We start from the raw sequence: 16,392 nt of genomic DNA, 5'->3' as shown, positions 1-16,392 counted from the left end.
GCGCAGCCGCGCCCGTGCGGTTCAGGCAGCGGCTACCGTAGCCGGCACGCCCACCACACCTGCCAGCGCCGCAGCGATGGCAGCGGCCGGGCTGTGCATGCGCTCATGGGCGCGCGCCTGGGCCGCGGGCCGCTCCACGGGGAGCGGACGCGGCACGAACAGCGGACGCACGGCCATGTCGGCCACGTGGGCATAAGCCTCGATGTAGGCGCGGGTCGGACCGGCCCAGTCGCAGTCGATGCTCATGGCGTTGCGCTGCATGCTCTGCCAGCGCTCGCTGTCGCTGTAGAGCGCAAAGGCGCGTGCCACCGCTTGCTGCATGTCGTGCGCCGTCTCGCCCTCGAAGAGCACCCCGGTGGCGTGCTGCGGGTCGAGATCGGCATCGCGCACCGTATCGACCAGCCCGCCCACGCGCGAGCCGATGGGGATCGCGCCATAACGCATTGCGTACAGCGGCGTGAGGCCGAAGGGCTCGAAGCGGGTCGGGTGCAGCAGCATGTCGCTACCGGCATGCAACGCATGGGCGCGGCGTTCGTCATAGCCGATGTGGACGGCAATGCGACCGCGATAGCGCTGCGCCAGGTCGAGGAAGGCGGCTTCGTAATGATGGTCGCCGCAACCCAGCACCACCACCTGCAGACGCGGATGGCGCGCCAGGATGGCGGGCATTGCCTCGATCACGACATCGGCCATCTTCTGGTGCGAGATGCGCGAGCCCAGGCCCATGACCGGCGCAAACGGATCGACCGGCAAGCCGAAGAGCTTCTGCAGGTCGCGCTTGCAGGCCGCCTTGCCCTTCATGTTGCCGACGCTGAAGCGGCGGGCGATGAGCGGGTCGTCGGCCGGATTCCACAACTCGGCATCGATGCCGTTGGGAATGGCGCGCAGATCGAGCTTGCGGAAGGACAAAATCCCATCCATGCCGCAGCCGAAGCGCGGCGTCATGATCTCGTGCGCATAGTTGCGGCTGACGGTAGAGACGCAATCGGAGAAGCGGATGCCGGCCTTGAGGAAGGACAGCTTGCCCCAGTATTCCACGCCGTCGCCGGTCAGCAGATGCTGGGGGATGCCGATCTGCTCGGCCGATTCCAGCGCGAAATTGCCCTGGAAGGCGAGATTGTGGATGGTCAGCATGGTGCCGACGTGATCCAGCCCGCGCAGTTTCAACAGGCAGGGAATCAGGCCGGCGTGCCAGTCGTTGGCATGCACCACGTGCGGCACCGGCAGGCTGGTTTCGCCGGCGCAGATGGCCACGGCGGCGTGCGACAGGTCGGCGAAGCACAGCGCGTTGTCGTTGAACTCGACGCCATCGCTGTCGACATAAGGATTGGCGCCGCGCTGGCGGAACCGTGCCGTATCCAGCAGCAGGGCCGGCACGTCGGTGCCGGGGATGGTGCCGCGCAGGAGACGGCCGGCGCCGCCGGGCAGACCGTGCTTCAAGCCGATCTGCACCGTGTCGCCGAGATTGCGGACCGCCTCCGGATAGGCGGGCATGAGGATGCTGGCATCGATGCCGACTTTGCGCAGCGATACGGCCAACGCGGTAATCACGTCGGCCAGGCCACCGGTCTTGACGAGCGGTACAGCCTCTGAGCTGACTAACAGAACTCGAGCTTGCAAGATGGACCCCTAAATGTGTGAAAGCACCTGAGATGGAAAGCACCCTTGGCTCGTCGCATCGTCTTGGTCATCGTCCTGGGCGTGGCTTGATCCGGAGGCCAGGGCGACAACGTGTCCTTCTTGTTGTGTTGGTATGGACTGTCTTTTGAGCGCCGATGATTGACGTTATACGGACCGCGACAGGGGCTCACTATCGGACAGCGGCCTGAGATGGCGTAGGATGAATCCTACTGTTGCAGCGCGGCGAAACCGGCACCACGCCACGCGCGGGAAAGCACAGCCGGGGCATTGCCCTGCCGGGTTGCCATCACTGTTCAAGGAAGAGCTGGCCGCGCTGCATCGCCAGATGCGCTGAAGAAAATTGCTAAACAATTTCGCAGCGGACGCTGCCGGGAGCACGCCTCGAACGCTCGTTCAAAGGCGCTGATTGCGAAGAGCCTTCAGCTTGGTCAGCCGAGGGAAGGGGCGCAAATTGAAACTCGCTATGCCCTCGCGAACTGCATTGCGCTCCTGTATCCCTCATCCGTGACCAAGGATCAGGTCTCGACACGGAAACCGATCTTCAGGCCGACCTGGAAGTGGCCGATATTGCCGTCCTCGACATGGCCACGGCATTGCGTGACCTCGAACCAGTCGACGTTCTTGACGGTCTTGACCACATCGGCGATGGCGTTGCGGATGGCTTCGTCGGTGCTGTTGGGCGAACTGCCCACGACGTCGATGATCTTGTAGGTGCTGGAATTGTCGTGCTTGCGCTCGTTCATGAAGGCTCCTTTACGACTGGGAATGGACGAAAGGGTCAGCCTATTGCACTCTCCTTGCGGAGGGCATCGGTCAATGCCAGCAGCTTGCGTAGGAATGCGTGCACGAAGGGTAAATTCACAAGCCTCCCTTTTTTGCCCTGCAGCAAATTTCATCGAAACAGGACCGTCATCGGGCGCTCTGCAGGGATTGCCCTGACTCAACCCTGCTCCGCTTCCTACAAAAATTTAAGTGTGACTGCACCTGTTGCAGCGCAACCAAACCGGCTAATATTCCATCATCTGGATTGCCAAAACGTTCATATCGCCCCAGCCCGCGATGCTGTCATTTGCAATCGTTGGCCGGCTGATGAGGCCGCAGGACTGGCAATCCTGCCCGCCGTCGAAGTGACCGGCGGGCCTGCACGAGATTTTCATCCCTTGGAGATCATCATGTCGCAACTCAACCCTGGCGTTACCGGCACCTTGCCTGCAGCGGCTCCCGTGAAGGTCATCAGCGCACCGCCCGAAGACCTGCAACACGTCAACGACGATGCCGCCGCCGCCCGCAACCTGACTGCCATCCGCATCCGCGGGCAACTGGCGGAACTGGATGTGGAGCATCAGCAGGCCTGATGCCGTCATCAGGTGATGCGGTTTTTGGCCTGAAGCTTCATGCACCTGACGGCCGGAATCATGGGGGGCGCCCTGCCCTGAGCGATTCCGGCCGTTTTCTTTTCTTTTTCTTCATATCGCCTGAAACCGCCGTCCCATGGCCTACCGCAAGCCGAGCCGCTTGGCCAGCCGGTTCAGGTTGGCCCGATCCACGCCCAGCTCGCGGGCGGTGGCAGCCAGATTGCCGCCATGACGCTGCAGGCTGTCGCTCACCAGCTTGCGCTCAAAGCGCTCCACGGCCTCGCGCAGGCCTTCCACTGGCGGTGCCGCACGGCCTGGCTCGACGACCAGGCCATTCTGGGGAGGGGCAATGGGCGCGGTCGGAGGGTGATCCAGTTCCAGTGAGTGCGCATCGAGCGTCAGGATGCCCGGCCGCTGCGGCTGCGAGGCCAGTGCCCGCAAGGCGCTGCGGCCGACGAGGTGCTCCAGTTCGCGGATGTTGCCGGGCCAGGAATAGTCCAGCAACGCGCGCTGCGCATCGGCCGACAGGCGCAGGCTGGCCAGGCCCAGCCGCGCCCGGTTCTGCTCCAGGAAATAGCCCGCCAGCAGCAAGACGTCACGCCCGCGCTCGCGCAGCGGAGGCACACGGATGGGGAAGACCGAAAGCCGATGATAGAAATCCGCCCGGAAATGGCCGCGCTTGACCTCCTCGGCCAGGTCGCGGTTGGTGGCGGCGATCAGGCGCACGTCCACGCGATGCTCGCGGTCCGAGCCGACGCGCTGCAACTGCCCGCTCTGCAGCACCCGTAGCAGCTTGGCCTGCACCGCCAGGGGCAGCTCGCCCACTTCATCCAGGAACAAGGTGCCGCCGTCGGCCATCTCGAACTTGCCACGCCGGTCAGCCACGGCGCCCGAGAAGGCGCCGCGCACGTGGCCGAACAGTTCGCTTTCCACCAGGGTATCGGGCAAGGCGGCGCAGTTCAGGCTGATCATGGGCTTGTGGGCGCGTGGCGAGGCGGCATGCAGGGCATGCGCCACCAGCTCCTTGCCAGTGCCGGTTTCGCCACTGACCAGCACCGTCATGTCGCTGGGGGCGGCCATGCGGATTTCCTCCATCAGTTGCCGGTGAGCGGCACTCTGGCCGATCAGTTCGCGCTTGCCCCGGCTTTCTTCCAGCCCCAGCCGGTAGGCCTCGGCACGCTGGCGCGCCTGCTCGCCGGCCTGCGCCAGCTCATCGATGCGCTCGGCCACGTTGACCGTGGCCGCTGCCAGCGCGGCGAAGGCTTGCAGCGACGCCATGTCCACCCCGTCGAAACGGCCGGCGCCCAGCGCATCGAGCGTGACCAGCCCCCAGGGACGGCCATTGACGGCCAGCGCGCAGCCCATGCAATCGTGGACTTCCAGCGCGCCCGAGTGGAGGTCGTTCAAGCCATCGACCAGGCCATCGTAGGGATCCGGCAAGTGCGAGTCGGCAGGAAAGCGCGTCGGCACCGCATTGGCCAGCAGCACGCTGAAGCGAGGATGATCGGCGATGCGGAAGCGCCGGCCCAGGGTATCGCCGGAGAGCCCGTCGATGGCCAGCGGCACCAGCACCTCGCCCTCCAGCCGCAGCAAGGCGGCGGCGTCGCAGGGAAAGAGCGTGCGCAAGGTCTGCAGCAGGCGGCGGTAACGCTCGCGGTCATCGATCTGGCGCGAGAGGTCGGCGACCAGGGGAAGCAAGGCGTCCAGCAAGGCTTTTGAGGTCATATTGACTACTTACCAATGAATTAATGGTCATTATGACACAGGTCACAAGCACTCACATGTTCTACAAGTCATTGATTTTATTGAGATGAAGGCGTGGCACGGCTTTTGTAATGGAGAGAGTGATCCGGACGTTCCGGCACATCCACACTCTCCTGAAAGGTTCAGCATGCTCACCGATGCCCAACTCGCCATCGTCAAATCCACCGTCCCCCTGCTCGAATCCGGCGGCGAGGCGCTGACCACCCATTTCTACAAGCTGCTCATGCGCGACTATCCGCAAGTGCATCCCCTGTTCAACCGTGCGCACCAGGCCAGCGGCGACCAGCCACGGGCACTAGCCAATGGCGTGCTGATGTACGCGCGCCACATCGATCGCCTGGAAGAACTGGGCCCGCTGGCCGCGCAGATCATCAACAAGCACGTGGCCGTGCAGGTGCTGCCGGAACACTATCCCATGGTCGGTGACTGCCTGCTGCGCGCCATCCGCGAAGTGCTGGGCGCGGAGATCGCCACCGATGCCGTCATCGATGCCTGGGCCGCCGCCTATGGCCAGCTGGCCGACATCCTGATCGGCGCCGAGCGCCAGCAATATGACGCCAAGGCCGCCGCACCTGGCGGCTGGCGCGGTGCGCGCAATTTCGTGGTCACGCGCAAGGTCGCCGAGAGCGAGGAAATCACTTCCTTCTACTTCATGCCCCAGGATGGCGCTGCCCTGCTGGACTTCGAACCCGGCCAGTACATCGGGCTGCGCATGGTGGTCGACGGGCTGGAACAGCGCCGCCAGTATTCGCTGTCAGCCCCGCTGCGCCAGAACGGCCAGCCGCTGCAATATCGCATCAGCGTCAAGCGCGAAGCGGACGGCAAGGTCTCGCGCCAGCTGCACGACCAGATCCACGTTGGTTCGGTGGTGGAACTGTTCCCGCCCGCAGGCGACTTTACGCTCACGGCCAGCGACAAGCCGCTGGTGCTCATCAGCGGCGGTGTGGGCATCACGCCCATGATGACCATGCTGGCGGCGGCATTGCCCGGTGGCCGTCCGGTGCATTTCGTCCATGCCGCGCGCCACGGCGGCGTGCATGCCTTCCGCCGCGAGCTGGAAGCACTGGCGGCACAGCATCCGCAACTGCAGCTGCGCTTCTGCTATGAACAGCCGCGCGCAGGCGATCCGGCAGCGCATGCCACCGGCTTCATCAATGCGGCGCTGCTGCAGCAATGGTTGCCGGCCACGCGTGACGTCGATGCCTATTTCGTGGGCCCCAAGCCCTTCATGAAAGCCATCAAGCACGCGCTGGGCGAACTGGGCGTACCGGCGGCGCAAAGCCGGTATGAATTCTTCGGACCGGCTGCAGCCCTGCAGTAAGCTCCTCCGATGGACGGGTGGCGGCATGGCTGCCACCCGTCCGAGTGCTGCATTACTCTGGCAGGAGTCGATATGAAACTATTTATAAAGATTTACGTGATTCACGCAGGACGATCCAAGGAAGATTGATCTTCGACAAGTTTTCCGCGGTGCAGCAAATGCTATCCTGAGCGCTCCCCCTCCTCCGCCGAAAGACCGCCATGAGCGAAAAGCTGAGCGCCGAGCGCCACACCCCCGATGAACTGACCCAAGAACTGGAAGCGCTGGACCTGGAAATCGTCCGCTGCGCCGTGATCTGCCAGGTGCGCCTGTTCGATCCGGGCGTATTGAACCAGGTGATGGACAACAACGAACAAGTCTGCGGCCAGACCCATCCGACCGCTTTTCAGAGCCTGCGCGGGCTGCTTTACCTGCATTTCGACATGCACAGGCAATTGGCCCAGACCTACGGTAGCCACGACGCCGAAGAAATCATCCAGCGCGTACACGATCACTTGCGCCCGCGCATTGGCGACCAGTTGGGTCCGCTGTTCGATGCGGCGGGCCATCCGGCCGGCTGATCAGGCCACCAGCCGCTCTCCCAGGCTGGCCCCGGCGGCGAAGTCGCTGAGGTTGGCGATGGTGGTCTGCATGATCTGGCCGATGGCTTCTTCGGTGAAGAAAGCCTGGTGGCCGGTCACGATCACGTTGGGAAAGGACACCAGGCGCTGGATCACGTCGTCGGTGATGATGGTCGAAGACAGGTCCTGGAAGAACAGGCTGGCTTCCTGCTCGTAGACATCGATGGCCAGGCCGCGCAACTGGCCACTCTTGAGGGCGGCAATCGCAGCTTCGGTATCGACCAGCCCGCCCCGGCTGGTATTGACCAGGATGCAGCCCGACTTGGCACCGGCCAGGCTCTGTGCATTGACCAGGTAGCGGGTGGACTCGGTGAGCGGGCAATGCAGCGAGATCACGTCACTGGCGGCGAAAAGCTCGTCCTTGCTCACGTAGTGCCCGCCCAGGGCTTCGAACTCGGGATTGCGATGCACATCGCTGCCCAGCACCGTGCAGCCGAAACCGGCCATGATGCGGGCAAAGAGCGCGCCGATCTTGCCGGTGCCGATCACCCCCACGGTCTTGCCGTGCAGGTCGAATCCCATCAATCCTTCCAGCTCGAAATTGCCTTCACGCGTGCGCATGCTGGCGCGCGCGATCTTGCGGTTGACCGCCAGCAGCAGCCCCACCGCGAACTCGGCCACCGAGTAGGGTGAATAATCGGCCACGCGCGCCACCGTCATGCCCAGCCGCCGTGCGGCCTGCGTATCGATATGGTTGAAGCCGGTCGAGCGGGTGGTGATGAAACGCACGCCCAGCGCGGCCAGCCGCTCCAGCACGGCGGCGCCGAGGTCATCGTTGACGAAGGCCGCAACAGCCTCGCAGCCGCTGGCCAGTTGCGCAGTGCTGCTGTCCAGGCGGTCTTGCAGGAACACCAGTTCATGGCGGGCGCCGCTGGACGCATTGGCACGCGAGAGCAGGGTCTGATCGTAGCGGCGGGCGCTGTAGACGGCGGTTTTCATACGGACCTTTCATGGATAAGCGGTGGCAGGTGAAGTCACACCATGTCGCATTGCACCATACCTGGCGCCACATCACCTTGATGCAACGCAGCTTGTTTGGCCGACAGCTTTTTGAGAGAGATTTGACGGCGGAAGCTTTCATCCAGCTATCGAAAAAACCGATATTTGCATGTGCAACGCCGCAAGTCGGTGCATCGAGCGGGTTTCGGGCATAGAATCGGCGGCGCAATAGCTGTCCCACAAAAAAAGATCCTGACACAAGCTGCCGCAGGGCAGTACGAGACAGGCGCAAGACCGGGTGCAACACGGTCCGCCCTACAGATAACGAGGCACATATCATGACGACATCCACTTCTTCGCCGTCGAAGTTTTCCACGGTGCTGCGCGTAACCAGCGGCAACTTCATGGAAATGTTCGATTTCTTCCTGTTCGGTTTCTACGCGACGCACATCTCGAAGGCCTTCTTCCCCAGCGGTAACGAGTTCGCCTCGCTGATGCTGACCTTCATGACCTTCGGCGCCGGCTTCCTGATGCGTCCGCTGGGCGCCATCATCCTGGGCGCCTACGTGGACCGCGTGGGCCGCCGCCAAGGCCTGATCGTGACCCTGGCCCTGATGGCGCTGGGCACCATGCTCATCGCCTTCGTCCCCTCCTACGCCACCATCGGCGCGCTGGCACCGCTGCTGGTGCTGATCGGCCGCCTGCTGCAAGGCTTCTCGGCCGGTGTGGAACTGGGCGGCGTGTCGGTCTACCTGGCTGAAATGGCCACGCCCGGCAACAAGGGCTTCTATGTGAGCTGGCAGTCGGCCAGCCAGCAGGTGGCCATCATCGTGGCTGCGGCCATCGGCTACATGCTCTCGACCTCGCTCACCCCCGCCCAGGTCGGTGACTGGGGCTGGCGCATTCCCTTCTTCATCGGCTGCCTGATCGTGCCGGTGCTGTTCGTGATCCGCCGCTCGCTGCAGGAAACTGAAGAGTTCTTGCGCCGCAAGCATCGTCCCAGCACCGGCCAGATCTTCCGCTCGATGATCGAGAACTGGAAGCTGGTGATTGCCGGCATGATGCTGGTGTCGATGACCACCGTGTCGTTCTACCTGATCACGGTCTACACCCCGACCTTCGGCAAGAACGTCCTGAAGCTCTCCACCGAGGCCAGCCTGATCGTGACCTTCTGCGTGGGCCTGTCCAACTTCATCTGGCTGCCCATCATGGGCGCGCTGTCGGACCGCATCGGCCGCCGTCCCATCCTGGTGACCTTCACCGTGCTGACCATCCTGACCGCCTACCCGATGGTGAACTGGCTGGTGCATGACGCCACCTTCGCCAAGATGCTGATCGTGGAACTGTGGCTGTCCTTCCTGTACGCCAGCTACAACGGCGCCATGGTGGTCGCGCTGACCGAAGTGATGCCAGCCGACGTGCGTACTGCAGGCTTCTCGCTGGCCTACAGCCTGGCCACTGCGGTCTTTGGCGGGTTCACCCCGGCCATTGCGACCGGGCTGATCCAGGCTACCGGCGACAAGGCAGCACCGGGCATCTGGATGAGTACGGCCGCCGTGTGCGGGCTGATCGCTACCCTGATCCTGTATCGCAACAAGGCAGCACGGCAGGCGGTCACGGCCTGAGCAGGTTTTGGCAATAGCTATTGAGACGGGCCGCGGATGACGCGGCCCTTTTTTTATCTGGAAGGCATCACTGAATTCAGGCTGTCCGGATCTCATCCAGCAGGTCGGGATGCCGGTCGAGCAATCTGAAGAGTTTGACCAGGGAAAGCGGCGGCTTGGTCTTGCCGTTCTCGTAACGGGAAAAGGCATTGATCCCACCACCGAAAAGCTCGGCTGCCTCCCGCTGGTCCAGATCGAGTTTGCGCCTGACGCGAGCGATGTAGGCGGGATCCACGTAGGCGGCATTCACCTTGCGCTGAAATTGCCCGATCAGGTCGCTGTAACGGTCCCCGTGCTCGCGATCAAGCAGGACTTCGCCGCAGGCCGGGCAGAAATCCCCTTTTACCTGTTCGATGAGGGTGCTTTCCCCCTTGTAGGTGTAGGGCAGGTCGCGGATTTCGTGAACCAGTTCGGCTGCACCGCAGCAAGGACATTTCATTTCATAACTCCTTGAAGGAAACGACAAGCACATCATCGACCACGCTCAGCTTGAGATACACCATGGCGCCGGCGGTCGCATTCACCCTGCCCGCTTCGATCAAGGACCTGATCAAGGGCAGCTTGCAATGTGCAGTGTGCTTCTCCATACGGATTCTAACCTGTTAGGTGATTAAACCAAATAGGTTAATAGACCTGCGGAAATGAGCAAACCGGGTACCTCGCAATCGAACCAAAATCAAAAATTTCTTCAAGTCTTATATAAGAGTTGAAGCATTTCGCCCCGCTTAGGAGTAAACTACCGCTGTTTTTTGCCGCGGCCTTCTGGCAGCAGTACGCCAGCCATGCCGCCCCGGGAGACGAGTTTCCACGCAGCACAGCCGACAAGGAGGTGGCGCCAGTCCAGGCCGACAGAGCCGGGACGGCCCATCCGGCGCTGCGGGGATCGCACCAAAGCACATCAACACACCAACGCAAGGACATCATCGTGACTACTGGCAACCCGACCATCATCTATACGCTGACCGACGAGGCACCCTATCTGGCGACCCACTCGCTCTTGCCCATCGTCAAGAAGTTCACCGCCGCGGCTGGCATCGACGTCGTGGAAAGCGATATCTCGGTGGCTGCGCGTATCCTGGCTGAATTCCCGGAGTACCTCACCGATGAGCAGAAAGTCCCCGACAACCTGGCCGCACTGGGCGCCCTGACCCAGAGCCCTGACGCCAACATCATCAAGCTGCCCAACATCAGCGCCTCGATCCTGCAACTGCAGGCGGCCATCCGCGAACTGCAGGCACGCGGCTACAAGCTGCCCGACTATCCGGAAAACCCGACCACCGAAGAAGAAAAGGCTCTGCAAAAGCGCTACGCCAAGGTCACCGGCAGCGCCGTGAACCCGGTCCTGCGCGAAGGCAACTCGGACCGCCGCGCTCCCAACGCCGTCAAGAACTACGCCCGCAAGCACCCGCACTCGATGGCCAAGTGGTCCATGGCATCGCGCACCCACGTGGCGCACATGCACGGCGGCGACTTCTACGCCGGCGAAAAGAGCCTGACCCTGGACAAGGCCGTAGACGTCAAGATGGACCTTGTCACCAAGTCCGGTGAAACCATCGTCTTGAAGCCCAAGATCTCGCTGCAAGCCGGTGAAATCATCGACAGCATGTTCATGAGCAAGAAGGCCCTCTGTGCCTACTACGAAGAGCAGATGCAAGACGCCTTCGAGACCGACCTGCTGCTGTCGGTGCACGTCAAGGCCACCATGATGAAGGTCTCGCACCCCATCGTCTTCGGCCACGCCGTGCGCACCTACTACAAGGACACCTTCGCCAAGCACGCCAAGCTGTTCGCCGAGATCGGCGTGAACCCCAACAACGGCATGTCCGGCGTCTACGAAAAGATCAACACCCTGCCCGAAGACAAGAAGGCCGAAGTGCTGGCCGACCTGAAGGCCGATGAAGCCAAGCGCCCGCGCCTGGCCATGGTGGACTCCGCCAAGGGCATCACCAACCTGCACGCACCCAACGACGTGATCGTCGACGCTTCCATGCCGGCCATGATCCGCGCTGGCGGCAAGATGTGGAACGCCGCCGGCAAGACCGAAGACACCAAGGCCCTGCTGCCCGAATCGACCTTCGCCCGCATCTATCAGGAAATCATCAACTTCTGCAAGACCAACGGCGCCTTCGACCCGACCACCATGGGTACCGTGCCCAACGTCGGCCTGATGGCCCAGAAGGCCGAGGAATACGGTTCGCACGACAAGACCTTCGAAATCGCCCAGGCCGGCGTGGCCCGCATCGTCACCCTGGACGGCCAGGTGCTGCTGGAGCAGAACGTGGAAGAAGGCGACATCTGGCGCATGTGCCAGGTCAAGGACGCAGCCGTGCGTGACTGGGTGAAGCTGGCCGTGACCCGCGCCCGCCTGTCCGGCATGCCGGCCGTGTTCTGGCTGGACCCGTACCGTCCGCACGAAGCCGAACTGATCAAGAAGGTCAACACCTACCTGAAGGATCACGACCTGACCGGTGCCGACATCCAGATCATGTCGCAAGTGCGCGCCATGCGTTACACCCTGGAACGCGTCATCCGCGGCCTGGACACCATCTCGGTGACCGGCAACATCCTGCGCGACTACCTGACCGACCTGTTCCCCATCATGGAACTGGGCACCTCGGCCAAGATGCTGTCGATCGTCCCGCTGATGGCAGGTGGCGGCATGTTCGAAACCGGTGCCGGTGGCTCGGCGCCGAAGCACGTGCAACAGCTGGTCGGTGAAAACCACCTGCGCTGGGATTCGCTGGGCGAGTTCCTGGCCCTGGCCGTGTCCATCGAAGACGTGGGCATCAAGACCGGCAACGCCCGCGCCAAGATCCTGGCCAAGACCCTCGACGCTGCCACCGGCAAGCTGCTGGACAACAACAAGTCGCCCTCGCCCAAGACCGGTGAGCTGGACAACCGTGGCAGCCACTTCTACCTGGCCCTGTACTGGGCCCAGGAACTGGCCGCGCAGACGGAGGACGCCGAACTGGCCAAGCAGTTCGCACCGCTGGCCAAGGCGCTGGCTGAGAACGAGCAGAAGATCGTCGAAGAGCTGAACTCGGTGCAGGGCAAGGAAGTCGATATCGGCGGCTACTACCTGCCGGACCGCGCCAAGACCTTCGCCGTGATGCGTCCGAGCGCCACACTGAACCAGGCGCTGGAAACGCTGTAAGGCGTTGATCGTTGCCCGAGGGTGGACTACTCCCCCCTCCCCGGCAGCAAAACGAAAAGGCCGCGAATGCAAGTTCGCGGCCTTTTTGCTTTGGTGGGGCTTTCCTGCAATGCGATCGCCAAGCCGATGAGTTGACTACCGTTCGGACTGAGTAGCCGCACGCGTGCGGCGTATCGAAGACGCATCGACGGAGAATCTTCGATACGCGGCAAAGCCGCTACTGAGTCCGAACGGTGATTGAGGCATCGTCCTCTAAGAATCAGCGGCTGCGACTTCAAGCACCACCGAGCAGGAAATTGCGCCGCACGTCCAGCGCCTCGCCCTCACTGGCCGTCTCATCCTTCAAGGCCACACCCGACAAACCGCGCTGGTGCGCCTGCGCCATCAGGTAATGCAGCTTGTAGGCAGCTTCCGGATAGGGCAATCCTTCCGGGCGCACATTGGAGATGCAATTGCGACTGGCATCGGTGAGCCCGCGCGCCGGCATCCAGGTCAGATAGAGGCCCATGCTGTCGGGCGAACTCAGCCCCGGCCGCTCGCCGATGAGGATCACCACCAGCTTTACCCCCATCAGCTCGCCGATCTCATCGGCCACCGCTACCCGCCCCTGCTGCACGATCACCGGCGGTGCCATCGACCATCCCTCGGGCGCAATCCGCTGCATCACCTCGGCCAGGAACGGTGCGGCATTGCGCACGATGGCCAGGGCTGACAACCCATCAGCGATAACGAAGCCCACATCGAAGCGGCGTTGCGGCTCGGTGCCGAAACGTTCAAGCAGTTGCCGGCGCGATGCCTCCGACAACTTGCGGCCAAAGTCAGGCCGCTGCAGGTAGACCAGGCGATCCGCTGCGGCGCTCTGCACATCCAGTACTTCTTGCGCCATGCAGATGCCTTGCTCCTGCAACTGTGCCTTGAGCGCAGCCACATCCAGCGGCAGATGCACGGCATCGCGCGCCTGCGCATGGGCCAGCTGGAACGCCAGTTGCGGCCTGGTTGGCAGGCTCACGCCACTGCGCCCCAGCGCGATGCGCGCAGCGGTAAAACGGCGCAATGCTTCCCACGGATTGGCCGTGACGTTTTCTGCACCGGGGCTGACGTTTTCTGCACCTTGCAGTGACATGTCGTGGTCGTCCATGGTCATTGCAGGCGCAGCAAGGTGTCACGAAAACCGGGCGGCATATCGGCGTGCAGGCGGAATGACTCACCCGCGCCGGCCTGGTTGAAGATCTGCATGCGGTGCAGCCAGTCCTCGAATTCCGGCGCGGGCCGCGAACCCAGCACCCGCCGCGCATACAGGGCATCGTGGAAGGAAGTGGTCTGGTAATTGAGCATGATGTCGTCCGAGCCCGGAATGCCCATGACGAAGGTACAGCCGGCCACCCCCAGCAGGGTCAGCAGGACATCCATGTCGTTCTGGTCGGCCTCGGCGTGATTGGTGTAGCAGACGTCGCAGCCCATGGGCAGGCCCAGCAGCTTGGCGCAGAAATGATCTTCCAGGCCGGCGCGGATGATCTGCTTGCCGTCGTAGAGATATTCCGGCCCGATGAAGCCGACCACGGTATTGACCAGCAAGGGCTTGAAGGCGCGCGCCACCGCGTAGGCGCGCGCCTCGCATGTCTGCTGGTCGATGCCGTGATGCGCATTGGCCGACAGCGCGCTGCCCTGGCCGGTTTCGAAATACATCACGTTGTCGCCCACGGTGCCGCGCTGCAGGGACAGCGCCGCTTCGCGCGCCTCGCCGAGCATGGCGAGGTTGATGCCGAAGCCGCGATTGGCCGCCTCGGTCCCGGCAATCGACTGGAACACCAGGTCCACCGGCGCGCCCCGCTCGATGGCCGCAATCGTATTGGTGACGTGGGTCAGCACGCAGGATTGCGTGGGGATCTCGTAACGTGCGATCACGTCGGCCATCATCCCGACCAGCTTCACCACCTGCGGCACATTGTCGGTGGCGGGATTGATGCCGATGACCGCATCGCCATTGCCATACAGCAAGCCATCGAGCATGCTGGCGGCGATGCCACTGGCATCATCGGTAGGATGATTGGGCTGCAGGCGGGTAGACAGCCGCCCGGGCAGCCCGATGGTATTGCGAAAGGCCGTGACCACCCGGCATTTCTTGGCCACCAGGATCAGATCCTGGTTGCGCATGATCTTGGACACGGCAGCAGCCATCTCGGGCGTAATACCCGGGGCGACAGCTGCCAACACGGCGCTATCAGTATCATCAGCCAGCAGCCAGTTGCGGAAATCGCCTACGGTCAGGTGCGCAACCGGCGCAAAGGCGGCACGGTCGTGGCTGTCGAGGATGAGGCGGGTGACCTCATCCTCTTCATAGGGGATCAGGGGCTCTTCCAGAAACGTCTTCAGCGGCAGTTCGGCCAGCGCCATCTGCGCAATGGCGCGCTCCTCCGCGCTGCCTGCGGCGACACCAGCCAGCAGATCACCGGAACGCGCCGGGCTGGCCTTGGCCATCAACTCCTTCAGATCACGAAACACGTAGCTGGCGCTACCCACGCTGTGCCGGAAACGCTGTTCGGCCATGATGATGCTCCTCCTGATTCACCGCTGCCTTGCCGATCAGCTGGTCAGCAGTTGCGGTGCCGTCTTGCCATACTTGATGCTGGTTTCCGCCGGCAGCCAGTTGCCGGTGGACTCCTGGCGCCCCTGCAGCAGGAAGCGCGGCGTGGCCGCGCTGATCTGCTCGGCCGCGAGTTTGGACAATTCGCCGATCTTGCCGTTCTTCATGCGGTTGACGATCATCCCGTAGCGGGTCTCGGGGAAGTCACGCAGCATATCGTAGTCGCCATCGCTGTCGCCTGCCACGAACAAGGGCCCATACCCCTTCTGCTTGACCAGCACCTGCTTGATGGCCACCGTCTTGCCCGGTCCCCAGGTCAATGGCCAGTCCTTGAGGTAGGCATTATGGAAGACCTGGCCATTGCGTTCCAGACGCAAGCCGATGACGTTCTCGCGGCTTACACCGTAGCCATACTTGGGATGCGTCGCAAAGACCGCCACCACCTCCTCCAGCGAGGCGGTGCAGACATAGACGTCGATACCGTTGCGGCGCAGGGCGTCCATCAGGGTGGCGATTTCGGTGCACAGGCGGATGCCATGGAAGTGCGACACGCTCACCACACCCGCCTTGCCGGGGCGGTCGGCCGGACTGGTGTACTTGACCTTGGTCAGCGCCGCACCCAGCGCAGCATCATTGGAGGCTTCGGCCAGCGCACTCACCTCGGCCACGCTCATGTTGGCGAAGAAGTAGATCACCCAGGGATAGCCGACGGCCACGCCATGGGTATCGTTGACGGCCTCATAGAGATAGTAGAGCTTGGCGCGGAAGTCCTGGAACTCCGGCGTGGCCGTGACTTCTTCCAGGCTCTTGCTGCCAGCCATGCCCTTGTAGCTGGCGTAAAGGAAGGCGTAATCGGCATCGAGATCGGCACAGATTGCCTCCAGGTCGACGATGTTGCCGGCCGCATTCCTGAAGTCCTTGCTGAAAGGACCCGGCGGCACGTTCTGGCGCGTGATGGCGGCAAACTCGGCCGGTGTCAGCTTGAACGACAGCGTATTGATCTGGTACATCAAGAGCGCCTCTTCACAGTCATTCATGATGCTGGTGTTGTCCCAGTCAAACACGGCATAGGGACGCTTGCCGCTCTGGTAGCCCGGTGCCAGCTTGCCATGCTCGGCAATCATCTGCGCCACCAGATCGTGATTGCGCGCGGCCCATTTGGCGTGGTCCAGCGCCACTTCGGCGCGTACGGCGGCCTGGCCGGGCGTGGCAACGACGCCCAGCGTGCCGCCGGCAGCAGCGGCCAGCAAACCGCCCAGGAAGCCCCGTCGCTTCAACACAGGCGTAGTGGATACGGTCGTCGGTTTGTGCTTGTTGTTCATGATGGCCTTATCGAAATATCGGGATAAA

The 16,392-nt window shown here is 62.9% G+C and carries 14 protein-coding genes; 5 read left to right on the top strand and 9 right to left on the bottom strand.

Features of this window, described 5'->3' with window-relative positions; all coding sequences use genetic code 11:
• Window positions 1-21: 21 nt before the first annotated feature.
• Both glgA and ACVC5H_RS12400 read right to left on the bottom strand, forming a co-directional pair.
• Window positions 22-1,620, bottom strand: a complete 1,599-nt coding sequence (glgA, locus tag ACVC5H_RS12405; RefSeq protein WP_489622579.1) for a glycogen synthase GlgA — start codon at window positions 1,618-1,620, stop codon at window positions 22-24.
• A gap of 536 nt (window positions 1,621-2,156) precedes the next feature.
• Complete coding sequence (locus ACVC5H_RS12400; protein WP_489622578.1) at window positions 2,157-2,384, bottom strand: dodecin; 228 nt, start codon at window positions 2,382-2,384, stop codon at window positions 2,157-2,159.
• 429 nt (window positions 2,385-2,813) lie between these two features.
• Here ACVC5H_RS12400 and ACVC5H_RS12395 point away from each other — a divergent pair, with 429 nt between their 5' ends.
• On the top strand, window positions 2,814-2,996 hold the full coding sequence (locus tag ACVC5H_RS12395; RefSeq protein ID WP_489622577.1) for a hypothetical protein: 183 nt from the start codon (window positions 2,814-2,816) through the stop codon (window positions 2,994-2,996).
• A gap of 141 nt (window positions 2,997-3,137) precedes the next feature.
• Here ACVC5H_RS12395 and norR read toward each other — a convergent pair whose 3' ends face one another.
• On the bottom strand, window positions 3,138-4,721 hold the full coding sequence (gene norR, locus ACVC5H_RS12390; protein WP_489622576.1) for a nitric oxide reductase transcriptional regulator NorR: 1,584 nt from the start codon (window positions 4,719-4,721) through the stop codon (window positions 3,138-3,140).
• A 166-nt stretch (window positions 4,722-4,887) separates the two neighbouring features.
• Between norR and hmpA the strand changes: the two genes are divergently transcribed.
• On the top strand, window positions 4,888-6,081 hold the full coding sequence (hmpA, locus tag ACVC5H_RS12385) for an NO-inducible flavohemoprotein (protein ID WP_489622575.1): 1,194 nt from the start codon (window positions 4,888-4,890) through the stop codon (window positions 6,079-6,081).
• Window positions 6,082-6,281: 200 nt separating this feature from the next.
• Window positions 6,282-6,641, top strand: coding sequence for a hypothetical protein (locus tag ACVC5H_RS12380; RefSeq protein ID WP_489622574.1), 360 nt, complete (start codon window positions 6,282-6,284; stop codon window positions 6,639-6,641).
• Here ACVC5H_RS12380 and ACVC5H_RS12375 read toward each other — a convergent pair whose 3' ends face one another.
• Complete coding sequence (locus ACVC5H_RS12375) at window positions 6,642-7,640, bottom strand: 2-hydroxyacid dehydrogenase (RefSeq protein ID WP_489622573.1); 999 nt, start codon at window positions 7,638-7,640, stop codon at window positions 6,642-6,644.
• 338 nt (window positions 7,641-7,978) lie between these two features.
• Between ACVC5H_RS12375 and ACVC5H_RS12370 the strand changes: the two genes are divergently transcribed.
• Complete coding sequence (locus ACVC5H_RS12370) at window positions 7,979-9,265, top strand: MFS transporter (RefSeq protein ID WP_489622572.1); 1,287 nt, start codon at window positions 7,979-7,981, stop codon at window positions 9,263-9,265.
• A gap of 76 nt (window positions 9,266-9,341) precedes the next feature.
• Here the strand turns inward: ACVC5H_RS12370 and ACVC5H_RS12365 are convergent, their stop codons facing one another.
• Window positions 9,342-9,743 carry a type II toxin-antitoxin system MqsA family antitoxin gene (locus ACVC5H_RS12365; RefSeq protein ID WP_489622571.1) on the bottom strand — a complete coding sequence of 134 codons (402 nt, stop codon included), beginning with the start codon at window positions 9,741-9,743 and terminating at the stop codon, window positions 9,342-9,344.
• 1 nt (window position 9,744) lies between these two features.
• Entirely contained in the window at window positions 9,745-9,891 is a 147-nt protein-coding gene (locus ACVC5H_RS12360; RefSeq protein WP_489622570.1) for a hypothetical protein, read from the bottom strand.
• Window positions 9,892-10,229: 338 nt separating this feature from the next.
• Between ACVC5H_RS12360 and ACVC5H_RS12355 the strand changes: the two genes are divergently transcribed.
• Window positions 10,230-12,458, top strand: coding sequence for an NADP-dependent isocitrate dehydrogenase (locus tag ACVC5H_RS12355; RefSeq protein ID WP_489622569.1), 2,229 nt, complete (start codon window positions 10,230-10,232; stop codon window positions 12,456-12,458).
• A gap of 274 nt (window positions 12,459-12,732) precedes the next feature.
• Here ACVC5H_RS12355 and eutC read toward each other — a convergent pair whose 3' ends face one another.
• The 3 genes from eutC to ACVC5H_RS12340 are packed head-to-tail and all read right to left on the bottom strand — an operon-like array spanning window position 12,733 to window position 16,364.
• Entirely contained in the window at window positions 12,733-13,602 is an 870-nt protein-coding gene (gene eutC / locus ACVC5H_RS12350; protein WP_489622568.1) for an ethanolamine ammonia-lyase subunit EutC, read from the bottom strand.
• Window positions 13,599-15,005, bottom strand: coding sequence for an ethanolamine ammonia-lyase subunit EutB (locus tag ACVC5H_RS12345; RefSeq protein WP_489622567.1), 1,407 nt, complete (start codon window positions 15,003-15,005; stop codon window positions 13,599-13,601). Before ACVC5H_RS12345 ends, eutC begins: the two co-directional genes overlap by 4 nt.
• A 36-nt stretch (window positions 15,006-15,041) precedes the next feature.
• The gene (locus ACVC5H_RS12340; protein ID WP_489622566.1) at window positions 15,042-16,364 is read right to left on the bottom strand and encodes an HAD family hydrolase; all 1,323 of its coding nucleotides are present in this window, start codon (window positions 16,362-16,364) and stop codon (window positions 15,042-15,044) included.
• Window positions 16,365-16,392 lie beyond the last annotated feature (28 nt).

Source organism: Herbaspirillum sp. Her3 (genome assembly GCF_057961275.1).
This window is presented reverse-complemented; position numbering and strand designations above follow the sequence as displayed.

Bases quoted from the DNA above. Each gene is read 5' to 3' on its own strand.
- ACVC5H_RS12375 (WP_489622573.1), bottom strand. From the start codon at position 7,640: ATGAAAACCGCCGTCTACAGCGCCCGCCGCTACGATCAGACCCTGCTC.
- ACVC5H_RS12400 (WP_489622578.1), bottom strand. From the start codon at position 2,384: ATGAACGAGCGCAAGCACGACAATTCCAGCACCTACAAGATCATCGAC.
- ACVC5H_RS12365 (WP_489622571.1), bottom strand. From the start codon at position 9,743: ATGAAATGTCCTTGCTGCGGTGCAGCCGAACTGGTTCACGAAATCCGC.
- ACVC5H_RS12340 (WP_489622566.1), bottom strand. From the start codon at position 16,364: ATGAACAACAAGCACAAACCGACGACCGTATCCACTACGCCTGTGTTG.
- eutC (WP_489622568.1), bottom strand. From the start codon at position 13,602: ATGACCATGGACGACCACGACATGTCACTGCAAGGTGCAGAAAACGTC.
- ACVC5H_RS12370 (WP_489622572.1), top strand. From the start codon at position 7,979: ATGACGACATCCACTTCTTCGCCGTCGAAGTTTTCCACGGTGCTGCGC.
- ACVC5H_RS12395 (WP_489622577.1), top strand. From the start codon at position 2,814: ATGTCGCAACTCAACCCTGGCGTTACCGGCACCTTGCCTGCAGCGGCT.
- ACVC5H_RS12380 (WP_489622574.1), top strand. From the start codon at position 6,282: ATGAGCGAAAAGCTGAGCGCCGAGCGCCACACCCCCGATGAACTGACC.
- hmpA (WP_489622575.1), top strand. From the start codon at position 4,888: ATGCTCACCGATGCCCAACTCGCCATCGTCAAATCCACCGTCCCCCTG.
- ACVC5H_RS12360 (WP_489622570.1), bottom strand. From the start codon at position 9,891: ATGGAGAAGCACACTGCACATTGCAAGCTGCCCTTGATCAGGTCCTTG.
- ACVC5H_RS12345 (WP_489622567.1), bottom strand. From the start codon at position 15,005: ATGGCCGAACAGCGTTTCCGGCACAGCGTGGGTAGCGCCAGCTACGTG.
- norR (WP_489622576.1), bottom strand. From the start codon at position 4,721: ATGACCTCAAAAGCCTTGCTGGACGCCTTGCTTCCCCTGGTCGCCGAC.